The sequence below is a fragment of the Trinickia sp. genome, assembly GCF_057351765.1.
In genome coordinates, this window is record NZ_JBMRBK010000036.1 from 339,631 (window position 1) to 352,244 (window position 12,614).

General features: G+C 64.0%; 8 protein-coding genes. 2 read left to right on the top strand and 6 right to left on the bottom strand.

What is annotated here, in order from left to right:
- From ACO1XS_RS09900 to ACO1XS_RS09910, 3 genes are read right to left on the bottom strand one after another with little or no spacing between them, the layout of a single operon-like run.
- Positions 1-3,204: an efflux RND transporter permease subunit gene (locus ACO1XS_RS09900; protein WP_331566363.1), complete on the bottom strand. Its 3,204-nt coding sequence runs from the start codon at positions 3,202-3,204 to the stop codon at positions 1-3.
- Between the two features lie 49 nt (positions 3,205-3,253).
- Positions 3,254-4,477, bottom strand: a complete 1,224-nt coding sequence (locus ACO1XS_RS09905) for an efflux RND transporter periplasmic adaptor subunit (protein ID WP_331566365.1) — start codon at positions 4,475-4,477, stop codon at positions 3,254-3,256.
- 44 nt (positions 4,478-4,521) lie between these two features.
- Complete coding sequence (locus tag ACO1XS_RS09910; RefSeq protein ID WP_331566367.1) at positions 4,522-5,367, bottom strand: alpha/beta hydrolase; 846 nt, start codon at positions 5,365-5,367, stop codon at positions 4,522-4,524.
- 179 nt (positions 5,368-5,546) lie between these two features.
- Here ACO1XS_RS09910 and ACO1XS_RS09915 point away from each other — a divergent pair, with 179 nt between their 5' ends.
- Both ACO1XS_RS09915 and ACO1XS_RS09920 read left to right on the top strand, forming a co-directional pair.
- The gene (locus ACO1XS_RS09915) at positions 5,547-6,551 is read left to right on the top strand and encodes a LysR family transcriptional regulator (protein ID WP_331566369.1); all 1,005 of its coding nucleotides are present in this window, start codon (positions 5,547-5,549) and stop codon (positions 6,549-6,551) included.
- A gap of 186 nt (positions 6,552-6,737) precedes the next feature.
- Positions 6,738-7,031, top strand: coding sequence for a DUF4148 domain-containing protein (locus ACO1XS_RS09920; protein ID WP_173256778.1), 294 nt, complete (start codon positions 6,738-6,740; stop codon positions 7,029-7,031).
- A 117-nt stretch (positions 7,032-7,148) separates the two neighbouring features.
- Here the strand turns inward: ACO1XS_RS09920 and ACO1XS_RS09925 are convergent, their stop codons facing one another.
- From ACO1XS_RS09925 to ACO1XS_RS09935, 3 genes are all read right to left on the bottom strand, one after another.
- Positions 7,149-8,210 carry a purine-nucleoside phosphorylase gene (locus ACO1XS_RS09925; protein WP_486390563.1) on the bottom strand — a complete coding sequence of 354 codons (1,062 nt, stop codon included), beginning with the start codon at positions 8,208-8,210 and terminating at the stop codon, positions 7,149-7,151.
- Between the two features lie 179 nt (positions 8,211-8,389).
- The gene (locus ACO1XS_RS09930; protein WP_486390564.1) at positions 8,390-11,017 is read right to left on the bottom strand and encodes a mechanosensitive ion channel domain-containing protein; all 2,628 of its coding nucleotides are present in this window, start codon (positions 11,015-11,017) and stop codon (positions 8,390-8,392) included.
- A gap of 163 nt (positions 11,018-11,180) precedes the next feature.
- A partial coding sequence (locus ACO1XS_RS09935; RefSeq protein ID WP_486390565.1) for an NAD-glutamate dehydrogenase domain-containing protein occupies positions 11,181-12,614 on the bottom strand: 1,434 nt, incomplete at its 5' end.

A 12,614-nucleotide genomic window follows, 5' to 3' on the forward strand; every position in this document is an offset into this window, starting at 1 on the left:
TTATGCGTCGGTCACGTCGAGCTCGCGCACTTTCGAATCGGTCTCGTCCTTCGAGTCCTTGCCGGCGACGTGGATCTTGCCGCCCGCCAATGTACGCAGCACGACATAGAAGACCGGCGTCAGCATGAGCCCGAACAGCGTCACACCCAGCATGCCGAAGAACACCGCAATACCCATTGCATGCCGCATCTCTGAGCCGGCCCCCGTCGACAGCACGAGCGGTACGACACCCATGATGAACGCGATCGACGTCATCAGAATCGGCCGCAGCCGCAGCCGGCTCGCCTCGATGGCCGCGGCCATCGGCGTGCGACCGTCGTGCTCCAGCTCCCGCGCGAACTCCACGATCAGGATCGCGTTCTTCGAGGCGAGGCCCACGAGCACCATCAATCCGATCTGCGTGAAGATGTTGTTGTCGCCGCGCAGCAGCCAGACACCGGCCAGGGCGGAGAGCACACTCATCGGCACGATCAGGATCACGGCGAGAGGCAGCGTCAGGCTCTCATAGAGCGCGGCCAACACGAGGAACACGAGCAGCACGCTGATCGGGAACACCCAGATAGCGGAGTTGCCGGCCAGGACCTGCTGATACGTGAGGTCGGTCCACTCGAACTTCACGCCGCGCGGCAGCGTCTCCTTCGCGATCTTCTCGATGACGGCCTGCGCCTGCCCCGACGAATAACCGGGCGCCGGCCCGCCATTGATGTCGGCGGCCGTGTAGCCGTTGTAGCGCACCACCATCTCGGGGCCATACGTGGGCGTCACCCTGACCAGCGAGGACAGCGGCACCATTTCGCCCGACGCCGAGCGCGTCTTCAGTTGCCCGATGTCATCGGGCCGCGAACGGAACGGCGCATCGGCCTGCACGCGAACCTGATAGACGCGTCCGAAGCGATTGAAGTCGTTCACGTAGAGCGAGCCCAGATAGACCTGCATCGTCTGGAAGACATCGGTGACGGGAATGCCGAGCTGCTTGGCCTTCACGCGATCCAGATCGACATTCAGCTGCGGCACGTTGATCTGGTAGCTCGTGAAGAGCGGACCGAGTTCAGGCGCCGTTTGCGCGCGCTTGATGAACGCCTCCGTCGCCTTGTCGAGTTGCGTATAGCCGAGCGCGCCGCGATCCTCGAGTTGCAGCTTGAAGCCGCCGAGCGTGCCGAGACCCAACACGGGCGGCGGCGGGAACACCGCAACGAACGCGTCCTTGATGCCGCCGAACTTCTGGTTCAGCGCGCCTGCGATCGCACCGGCCGACAGCGCGCGCGAACCGCGATCCTTGAACGGCTTGAGCGAAACGAACACGATGCCGGCGCTCGAGCTGTTCGTGAAGCCGTTCACCGAAAGCCCCGGGAATGCGACGGCGTGTTCGACGCCCGGCTGCTGCGCGACGATATCGCCCATCTCGCGAATGACGCGCTCGGTGCGATCGAGTGTGGCGCCGGTCGGCAGTTGGGCGAACGCGATCAGGTACTCCTTGTCCTGCGCGGGCACGAAGCCGCCCGGCACGATCTGCGTGACGAGGACCGTCGCACCGACGAGCACCGCATAGACGCCGAGCATCATGGTCCGATGACCGAGCACGCTCCGCACACCGCGTCCATACGCGGTGGAACCGCGCTTGAAGACCTTGTTGAAACCGCGGAAGAAGCCGCCGAAAAGACGATTCATGACGCGCGTGAGCCAATCCTCGGGCGCATCGTGGCTGCGCAGCAGGATCGCGCAAAGGGCCGGCGAAAGCGTCAACGAATTGAACGCGGAGATCACCGTCGAGATCGCGATCGTCATCGCGAACTGCTTGTAGAACTGCCCCGTCAAGCCGCTCATGAACGCGAGCGGCACGAACACGGCAACGAGCGTCAGCGCGATGGCGATGATGGGCCCGCTCACCTCTCGCATCGCGCGCACGGTCGCCGCATGCGCACTGTGCCCCTCGGCAATGTTGCGTTCGACGTTTTCGACGACCACGATCGCATCGTCGACGACGATACCGATCGCGAGCACCATACCGAACAGCGATAGCGCGTTGATCGAGAACCCGAATGCAAGCAGCAGCGAGAACGTACCGACGATAGAAACCGGTACCGCGACGAGCGGAATGATCGACGCGCGCCATGTCTGCAGAAACACGATCACGACGATGACGACGAGGGCAATCGCCTCCAGCAGCGTATGGATCACGGCCTCGATACTCGAGCGCACGAACTGCGTCGGGTCATAGACGATGCTGTAGTCGATACCTGCCGGGAAGTCCTTCTTCAGGTCGGCCATATCCTTGCGGACCTGATCGGAGATCGCCAGCGAATTGGCACCGGGCTGCTGGTTGATTGCGAGTGCAACGGCCGGCTTGTTGTCGAGCAGCGAACGCAGGGCATACTCGGACGCAGCGAGTTCCACTCGCGCCACGTCGCGCAGATACGTCACACCGCCCGTCGGCGACGTCTTGACGACGATGGCGCCAAATTGCTCTTCCGTTTGCAACCGGCCGCGCGCGTTGACCGACAACTGCAGCGGCACGCCAGGGCCCGTCGGCGAGGAGCCGATCACACCCGCCGCGACCTGTACGTTCTGCTCGCGGATCGCGGCAACGACATCGTTCGCCGTCAATCCGTGCTCGGCCACCTTCTGCGGGTCGAGCCATACGCGCATGGCGTAGTCACCCGCACCCCACAGTTGCACCTGGCCCACGCCCGAAATGCGCTCGAGCCGATCCTTGACGTTGAGCAGCGCATAGTTGCGCAGGTACGTCATGTCGTATCGATTGTCGGGCGAGATCAGGTGCACGACCATCGTCAGCGTCGGCGAGCTCTTGATCGTCGTCACGCCCAGGCGCTGCACGTCGTCGGGCAAGCGCGGCAGCGCTTGCGAGACGCGGTTTTGCACGAGCTGCTGCGCCTTGTCCGGATCCGTGCCGAGGCGAAACGTGATCGTGAGCGTCATGTTGCCGTCGCTGTTGGCCTGCGACTGCATGTAGAGCATGTTCTCGACGCCGTTGATCTGTTCCTCGAGCGGTGAAGCCACCGTTTCGGCGATCACCTTCGGATTCGCGCCCGGATACTGCGCGTGGACCACGACCGAAGGCGGCACGACTTCCGGATACTCGGAAATCGGCAACTGGAAAAGCGCGATCACGCCCGCCAGTAGGATCAGAACCGATAGCACCCCTGCAAAGATCGGCCGATCGATAAAGAATTTTGAAATGTTCATATCGCGTTCTGTTCAATTGAGCGCATCGAATTCGAGCGCAACGGACCACTCACGAATTCGACGAGTCGCCGGCATTCGAGGCATTGGCATCCGTCTGATTGGCGCCCGGCTGGCTATCGTCGCCACCGTCCATCGCCACCACGTGCGGCCGCACCGTTGCGCCGGGGCGTACCCGTTGAATGCCGTGGACGACGATACGGTCGCCGCTGGCAAGACCGGCCGTGATCACACGCAGATTGCCGTGCAAGGCGCCGAGCGAGACCGGCCGATACGAGACCTGGCCCTTCGCATCGACGGCGAGCACGAACTTCTTGTCCTGATCGGTACCGATGGCCGCTTCCTCGACGAGCAGCGCCCGATGCGGCGCACCGCCGCCCACCTTGATGCGCGCGTACAGACCCGGCACGAGCGTGCCGTCCGGATTGTCGAAACGCGCGCGCACACGAATGGTGCTCGATGCGGTATCGAGCCGGTTGTCGACCGACGCCACGACGCCTTTGCGCGAATAGCCCGCCTCATCGGCCAGCCCCAGCTCGACCGGCACGGACGTACCCGTGCGCGCACGGCCGATGTACTTCAGATAGGTCTGTTCGTCGACATCGAACGAGGCATAGATGGGCGACACCGAAACGAGCGTCGTGAGCGGCGGCGTGCCGGAGCCCACCGAGACCACGTTGCCGAGCGTGACTTCGGCGCGCGAAACACGGCCGGACACGGGTGCGACGATCTTCGTATAGCCGAGATTGATGCGCGCCGTCTCCAGCGCGGCTTCGGCGGCCTGCACGTTCGCTGCGGCCTCGACCGCGGCATTCTTCTTCTCGTCGAAGTCGCGCCTGGCGATCGCGTTGTCCTCGATCAAACGCTGCGCGCGCTGCCAATCGCTTTGCGCGTAGCCGTTGCGCGCCTTCGCGGCGGCAAGCTGCGCCTGGGCGCGATCGACTTCGGCCGCATAGGGACGCGGATCGATGACGAACAGCACGTCGCCCTTTTTCACGAGGGAGCCGTCCTTGAAGTTGACCGAGACGATCGTGCCCGAGACGAGCGGGCGCACCTCGACCTTGTCCACGGCCTCGAGCCGGCCCGAGTACTCCTGCCAGTCGGTCACGGTCTTGTCGAGAACCGCGGCCACGTCGACTTCCGGTGCCATCGGGGCCGCCTGTGCCGGCGCATTGGCATTCACGCGCACGGCCGTCAGGGTGCCGACGCCGGCCAGCACGGCGACGGCGACCACCGCGCCGGCGATGCGTGTACGGGAAAAACGCTGCTTGGACATAAGGAAGCTCCGGTGTGTGATTGATTGTTGTATGACGTTTCTGATCAGCGAATCGTGACTGCGGGCGGTGCAAGACGGCTTTGAAAAAACCGCACCGCATCCTGCAGTGCCTGAGCATCGCTTCCCACCCGCTCATGGGATGCGCTCGGATAGCGGACGACCTGCGTCGACACACCCGCGCTGATGAGGCGCGCGGCGTACCGTTCCGCTTCGACATGCAGCACGTCGTTTTGCGCGGTGGCGACGAACGTCGGCGGCAGCCCGGCAAGCCGGGCCGATTCGAGCGGTGCCGCGTAGGGATGCAGCCGTTGCGCGGCTTGCGGCAGGTAGGCACGATAGCTCGCCGCGCATTCGCGCGCCGAGATGTCGGAGGCAACACGCCGCTCGTCGGCAAGGCAAGTCATGCTCGGATCGAGCATTGGGCTGAACAACGCCTGTGCATCGATGCGGACTTCGCCGCGATCGCGCGCGACGAACGCGAGCCCATTGGCGATGTGCCCGCCCGCGCAATGCCCTGCCACGAACAGTACTTTTCCGCCGGCACCGTACGTGCGCCCGACAGCTTCGACCCATCGCGCGGCGCGATAGGCATCCTCGAGCGCGGCTGGAAACGGATGTTTCGGCGCCAGCGAATAATCTACGGATATGACCAATGCCGAAAGATGCTCGGCAAAATAACGCGCGGCCGCATCGCCATCGTCAAGCGAACCGCGTACGAACGCGCCGCCATGAAAATAAAGCAAGACCGGCATTGAACGCAAGCCGTCACGGCGATAAAGCCGCAATGCGATATTGCGCTGATATCCGGCAATCCGAATTTCGTTGATCTCGAGCGAAGGCGCGGCGGACGAGCCGCCTTCCGAAATGCTACGAGAGTGCGTAGTACGCATGGGTCGAGCGCCCAAAGGCGCGGCAGTTTCACAATGATCCGAATTGTGGGTTCGGCAGGAATTCCGATAAATGCCTATAATCCGGCAACACAATTCACCGCTTCCGAACAATTGTCTGCATGTCGCTGCCGGCGTCCGGCGCGAGCGCGGCGGTGGGTCATTTCCTCCGGAGAGCAACGATGGATCGCCTACAAGCCATGCAGGTGTTCACTCGCGTGGTCGACACGAACAGTTTCACCAAGGCAGCGGAAACGCTCGATCTGCCACGGGCCTCGGTCACCACGATCATTCAGAACCTCGAGTCCCATCTCGGCGTGCGCCTCATGCACAGGACGACGCGCCGTCTCAGTCTGACGCCCGATGGCGCAGCGTACTACGAACGCTGTGTGCGCATTCTCGCCGATGTCGAAGAAACCGAGAGCAGCCTGCAAAACGGCAACAAGAAGCCGCACGGCAAGTTGCGAGTCGACATGCCGGGCTCGCTCGGGCGAACGATCGTCATTCCCGCGCTTCGCGAATTCCGCGAGCGCTATCCGGATATCGATTTGCAACTCGGCTTGTCGGACCGGCCCGTCGACTTGCTGCAAGAAGGCGTCGATTGCGTCGTGCGGGTCGGCGCCCTGCAGGATTCGTCGCTCGTGGCGCGCCGCATCGGCCTGTTCGAGGGCGTGACCTGCGCGTCGCCCGATTACCTGGCGCAGGCAGGCGTGCCAAGCACGCTCGAGGAATTGAGCCAGCACCGCGCGATCAATTACTTCTCGAGCCGCACGGGCCGCATCATGAACTGGTCGTTTCTCGTCGACGGCAAGGAAGTGGAAGTCAAGATGGAGGGCTCGATCTCCGTCAACGACGCGGACGCCTATGTGGCGTGCGCTGTCGAAGGGTTCGGCATGATTCAGATGGCGCTTTTCATGGTGCTGCCGCATCTGCGCTCGGGCGCGCTCAAGGAAGTGCTGCCCGAATGGAAGCCGCTGCCGATGCCGATTTCCGCCGTTTATCCGCACAGCCGTCATTTGTCGCCGAAAGTGCGCGTCTTCGTCGATTGGGTGGCGGAAGTGTTCGATCGCTGCCCGCTGCTGAGCGGCCGTCAAAGCCTCGACAAGGCTTGCAGCAAGCGCACGTTCGAGGAATTGGAATCGGCCCAGCCGCTCGATACGCCTGTGCTGTCGGAATGGGTCGCGTAAGAGGCGGGATCGCGGGCGCCGCTTTTTCCCGGCGCCCGCGATATGCGTGACTTCGCTTCATTGTTTTGTCCGCGCGACAAATCAATTCACGATTCGTAGATTTATCGAGCGCGCTTCGAACACTACATTTGCAACTGTCGCGGCACTGATCGTCAGCGCCGCATCGAACAGACAGGAGCATCCATCATGAAGCGCACTTCCCTCATCGCCGCCCTTTTGACTTCGCTCGTCGCGAGCACCGCTGCATTCGCCGATGGCGGCATCGGACACAACGGCACCTACAACGATCAATCGTGGATCGGCACGAGCACGAAAACGCGTGCCGAAGTGCGAGCCGAAGTGGCCGCCGCTCAACGCGATGGCACGCTGCCTTCGATGAACAAGCAAAGCTATCCGAACATCGGGCTCGAAGGTCAAACCCAAGCGGCACGTATCGCGGACCGCGAAGGCAGCACGGGTGTTTCGCTTGCCCGTCAATGACGAGCCGGATCATGTTCGATACGGACTTGTCGCTGCTCGATAATTGGGACGTCGACACGCCGAGTTGGGTGCCGTTCTCGCCGCGGCGGCGCGATGCCGCCGCGACGGGTGCGCCGCTCAGTGTTGCGGCACGCCGTTACGCCAATCGTCCCAGTGCGTCACGATGTCTTGAACGAGCGGATTGCCGGCCAGAAACAAATTGGCAACGGCCGGACCGAAGCCGCCCTGATCCGCGTAGTTGAGCAGGTTGTCGGCACTGGTCTGGCCCGCGTAGGGCCGGTCGAAGTCCGAACCTGAACGCAGCACGGCTACGCGGTTCAGATCCACGCGGTGCACGCTGGCCGCACGTTTCAAGGCTTCGTAGGTCGCATTGTCCTCTTGCTGGGTCGTGCAATAGACACCCTTGCCGTCGGTCATGATCTTCGTCCATTCGCGCGCACGCTCGCCGAGCAGCGTCCCGGACCACCAGGTATCGCCGGCTAGCGTATCGCACTGAACGACCTTCGGCGGCTGGTTGGCCGGCGCATAACTGTATTTCGCGCGAGCAGCCTGCGCTTGTTGGCTATCCGACAGTGTCACGTTTCGCGACAGCGCGAACGCCGCATCGGCAAGGCGCGTATTCAACTGGAAGACTTCGGTGCGGTAATCGAGCGGCGGCTTGTCGGTAGGGCTTTTCGTATTGATGCCGAGATAGCCGGTATTCCAACCCGGCGGAATTTCACGCCCATCGAGCTCCCACTGAATGCCGAAGTCGACGAGATACTTCGCCCATGCCGCCGAACCGAGCGTGCCTTGCGCGGGGTCGATGCCCGCGATTCCGGCGATCAGGAAATAGGTATGGCGCAAATCGAATCGGTGCGAGAACGTCAGCGCCATGATCGAGGCCGCCGCATTCGCGTGGCCCATTCCGGTGGTCACGACACAGACATCCTGCCGATTGCAATTGACCTCGGGATAGTCGGGCGATAAGCCGGCCACGGGAATCGGCTTCCACGGCCCGAGATGATCGAGCCATACCTGGCCCTCGGGACCGAACATCGAAATGATCATGACCTTGACCGGATGACCGGCCGAGGCGGTTTCCGTGAAACTGTCGGCGTTGTCCTGCGCATTCGAGGCCGTCGCCGCGCATGCGGCAAGCGTCAACGCGGCGGCCGACAAGATAGAGCGAGTGAGCATGGGCGTTCCTTGTTGAATTCCTGAGAGGGGAAAGAAGAAAACCGCTCGCTATTGCCTGTGCTTGTACTGCTGCGTCTACCGCCCGTTTTGCGCTTGCGCGCTTCGTGTCGGTGCGGACCGGTTTCGGCAGCGGGCTCAGTATAACGAGCGGATTACGCCAATACTCGACGACTTGTTTTTTAGTGCTTCGATCCGGTCCGCCGGGACGCATCCGGTGCGGCCTGCGCATGCTGGCTGCCGTCCGGCTTCGGTGCGGGCGGCCCCGGCTGCGCGTCGGCGCTTCCTGCGGGATCATCCACCGAGTTTTCCTCCACTGCGCCATTGGCGCCTCGGGCGGGAACGACCATCGTGCTTCGCAGCGGATTCGCGATTTCGATACCCCGCGCCCGGAACATCTCGAGAATGCGCCGGTTGAATTCGCGCTGCACGGGCCAGCGTGACGTATCGCGACACTGCATCTGACCGAGCAGCGTCACCATCGCGCCATCGACTTGATCGACGCCCCAGAAGCTGAAGTCCGACACGATGCCATCCTTGAACTTCGGGTCTTCGCGTAACGAAGCGCCGATATCGCTCAAGGTCTGTACGGCGAGATCGACGTCCTGTCCATAAGCGATGTTGATTCTCACAGACGCATTGCCGAGTCCGCGATTCGAATTGTTTACCGTCGTCACGGAGCTGAACGGAATGGTATGGAGCGACCCGTCGCCGCCGCGCAGGCGCACCGTGCGAATCGACAAATATTCGACCGTACCCGAGACGCCCGCCACCGTGACCCAGTCGCCCACCTGCATCGCGTTTTCCATCAGCAGGAACATGCCGGTGATGAAATCCTGCACGAGCTTTTGCGAACCGAAGCCGAGCGCGACGCCGAAGATACTGGCGCCCGCCAGCAGCGGCCCGATGTTCACGCCGATTTCGCTCAGTCCCGTGAGACCGACCACGAGCGCGATGCCGATGAACAGCGTCGTGCGCAGCATCGGCAACAGCGTGCGCAAGCGCGCCGCCCGCATGAGATCGCCGGCGGTCGTCCATTTGAGCAGGCGCCGCTCGATCGAAACATTGATCGCCTCCCATACGGCAATGGCCGCGAAGGCCGCGATCGCCACTGTCACGACCGCCGATACCAGCCGCCGCCCGAGGTCTTTCTGGACGAATGCCTGCCAAGGATGAAGATCCCAGATCGACAGAACGAAATTTGCGGCTGCCAGGACGATCGCAACCGTGATGATCCCGCGCAGCATCGGATAGTAACGATGCGCCCGCGCGAGCGCGATCGAACCCTTCTCGCCGTTCGTCGAACGGAACATGCGGCCCAGCACGCCGGACGCCACGATCGCCGCAAGGCGCGCGCCGATCAGGATCCCGAGCGATATCCCGCCGCGCCCCAGCACGATGCGATACCCATCGCGCACATCGAGCGCCCAGATGAACCACAGCGCGATCACGACGAATACCGCGATGTAGGCCCAGGCACCCGCGAGCCACTGGCCCACGAGCTTGAATCCGCGCGTGCGCCCCGTGGCGTCGCGAATCCATTGCCGCACGGGCCGGCGAATCTGCAGGATCAGAACGGCCACCATGATGTGGCCGACGAGCGTCACCGTCTTGACGATCCCGAGATGCGCTTCAGGCGAGAGGCCCAACGGCACCGGAGCCTCCGCCAACGCAATGCCGACGGCGACCACGGCCACGAGCCACATGAGCCATCGCTCGACGAACACGGCCGATTCGTCGTTGATCGGCAACAGGCGCAGCTTCGGCGCATCGCTTGCCAGCAAGAGCCCGCAGGCGAGCGCCACGACGCGCGCAATCGCGTAGACCTGGATCAGCGTGTCGAGCACCGCCTCTTCGGGCGTCCCGTCATCGGTCAGCAACGACATCATAACGACCGCGATGACGACGGCTACCGCAAGCGGCACCGCCTTCAACAGCGTGTGCAGCAGTGCGAACGGCAGCCGCTGCAAGAGCGACCAGTGCTGCACCGCGCGCGCCGCATTGCGCTGGCTGCGCGCGGCGCGCTCGGCATCGGATTCGATCGACCGCGCGTCGATGCCCGCGGCCTGCAACGGTATGGCGTCCGCCGAAGCGGCATCGGCCTGCGCCCCGCCGGCGGTCATCCCGCCGTCGGCCGCCGTGCCGGCCCCAGGCACGGGCACTGCCTCAGGCGCCACGGCCGGCACCTCGCGCGCGACACCACGGTTGCCGAGCGCCTCGATGTGCTTCTTGAGCAGCCGGGCCAACAGCACGCCGACCAGCAACGCCGGCAACAGCGAGGCCGAGAGCGTACCCGCCAAGTCGCGCAATTGCGCGCGGCCGGGAATACTCTCGATTTCATATCCCCACCAGGCACGTACGGAATGGACGTCGAGCAACGCCGCTGCCGACGCCTTCACCGACGACGCCCCATGACGAATCGTGGCGGCGGTCTGCCGCGAAAGCTGCGAGACGAGTCCGTTCTGGGCAAGGGCGGCCAGGACGACCGATGCGCCACTGGCCGGTGGCGACGCCGCACTCGCGGCCGACGCGGCGCTGGCCGGCGGCGCGCTCAATGCGCCGGCCGCGGCGATGGCGCGGAGCGTATCGGTAATTTTTGTGCGCGTTTTGGGGTCGTTCAGCGCGTCGAGTGCGCGCTTGGCCTGATCGGGCGTCAGCGTGACAGGCGAGGGATTCGAGGCGCCCGCGGCAGCGGATGCGGACGCGGATGCGGATGCCGACGCAGATGCCGATGGGCTCGCGGCGGGCTCGGCGCAGACCGAAAAAGACAAAAACGATAGAAACAACGCGAGGACGATGTATTTGCGCATAACAAAGGGGGAAGGCCATACCTCAGACGTGACAGGGCCGCAACGATGCGACCCTGTCCGGTCACGATACGACTTCACGAGTGCGCGAACGGTTCAGAAAAGCTGCAATGCAGCAACATTTGTACCATTCATCTGACAAGCCCTGCCGCTTTGCTCTGAAATACTACGCCCGCTCGAGCGCCGCGATTTCCCGCACCAGCACGAGCAGCATGGAGAGACTCGCGCCGCCGCCCGCACGCTGCTCGGCCAGCAGCCGGCCGTAGCGTTCGAGCGGCACGACGCGCCTTTCCTGCCACGCCTCGGCGATGGCTTCGGGCCGCTTGCTCTGGGCGTCCGTTTGGGCGAGCGCACTGGCGGTCAACGTACGCTTGAGCCGCGCAAATTCCGTCAGTGCCGCGGCGCGCGCAAGAACGTCCCAGTGCGTCGGCGTGGGGAGCGTGTTCGCGCGTTCGGAAATGAAGCCGTAGTTCAACACGGTGCCGAGTGCGAAATATACCCCGGCGACGAGTTCCAGCGGCTCGCCCGTCGTCGCCGCGATATCGGCGATATCGAGCAGCGAAGCCGAGATGTCGCCGCGCGCGACGTAGGTCGCGAGTTCGCCATCCACGCCGGCCGATTCGAGCGACTGCCTGCGTTGCGAAAGGGCCTCGCGATCCGCGGCGGGCAGCAGCTGCTCGAGCTGTGAAGACAAACGTTCGACCGCCTCGCGGCAACGCTCGACGAGTGCTGCCACGGGTGCGCCCGCCGCGGCACCGCCCGCCGCGGGAGCGCCCGCCGCAGCGTCCGCCCCCTCGCGCGCGACGCCGCCGGACTGCATCTGCCGCAGGAACCAGAGGGCCGCATGCTCGACGAGCCGCGCCACCTCGACGAACATGCGCGCTTGCACGTCGCCGGCAATGCGGTTGTCGAGGGCATCGATCCGGCGCCAGAGCGCGTCGACGTGAAAGACATCGCGCGCGACGATCGTCGCGCGCGCGATGTCGCTGGCTTTCGCATCGGTCTCTTCTTGCAGCCGATGCACGAACGCGCACCCAAGGCGATTGACGAGCACGTTGGCCACATGCGTGGCGAGGATTTCGCGCTTAAGCGGGTGCCGCTCGCTCGCGGCTGCGAACCGCACCTGCAGCGGCTTCGGAAAGTAATCTCGAAAGAAGTCGGCGACGAGCGGATCCTCGGGCAGATCGGAGTCCAGCAATTCGTCGAAGAGCCACATCTTGCTGTAGGCGAACAGCACGGCGCGCTCGGGCGACGTGAGGCCGAGATGCGCCGATTGGCGCTCGGCGATTTCCTCGTCGGTCGGCAAGAATTCGATGACGCGATTGAGGCGTCCGGCGCGCTCGAGCGAACGCATGAGGCGCACTTCGGCATCGAGGCGCTCCGCCGAATGACGTCCCGCGATGGAGAGCGCCTGCGTTTGCTGATAGTTGTCGCGCAGCACGAGTTCGCCCACCTCGTCGGTCATCTCCGCGAGCAGCGCGTTGCGCTGTTTCTCCGTGAGCTCGCCTTCGGCCACGACGAGTCCCAGCAAAATCTTGATATTGACCTCATGGTCCGAGCAGTCGACGCCCGCGGAGTTGTCGATCGCATCGGTATTGAC

Excerpts from the sequence above, each read along its gene's own strand:
- ACO1XS_RS09920 (WP_173256778.1), top strand. The coding sequence starts at position 6,738 with ATGAAGCGCACTTCCCTCATCGCCGCCCTTTTGACTTCGCTCGTCGCG.
- ACO1XS_RS09930 (WP_486390564.1), bottom strand. The coding sequence starts at position 11,017 with ATGCGCAAATACATCGTCCTCGCGTTGTTTCTATCGTTTTTGTCTTTT.
- ACO1XS_RS09900 (WP_331566363.1), bottom strand. The coding sequence starts at position 3,204 with ATGAACATTTCAAAATTCTTTATCGATCGGCCGATCTTTGCAGGGGTG.
- ACO1XS_RS09915 (WP_331566369.1), top strand. The coding sequence starts at position 5,547 with ATGGATCGCCTACAAGCCATGCAGGTGTTCACTCGCGTGGTCGACACG.
- ACO1XS_RS09925 (WP_486390563.1), bottom strand. The coding sequence starts at position 8,210 with ATGCTCACTCGCTCTATCTTGTCGGCCGCCGCGTTGACGCTTGCCGCA.
- ACO1XS_RS09910 (WP_331566367.1), bottom strand. The coding sequence starts at position 5,367 with ATGCGTACTACGCACTCTCGTAGCATTTCGGAAGGCGGCTCGTCCGCC.
- ACO1XS_RS09905 (WP_331566365.1), bottom strand. The coding sequence starts at position 4,477 with ATGTCCAAGCAGCGTTTTTCCCGTACACGCATCGCCGGCGCGGTGGTC.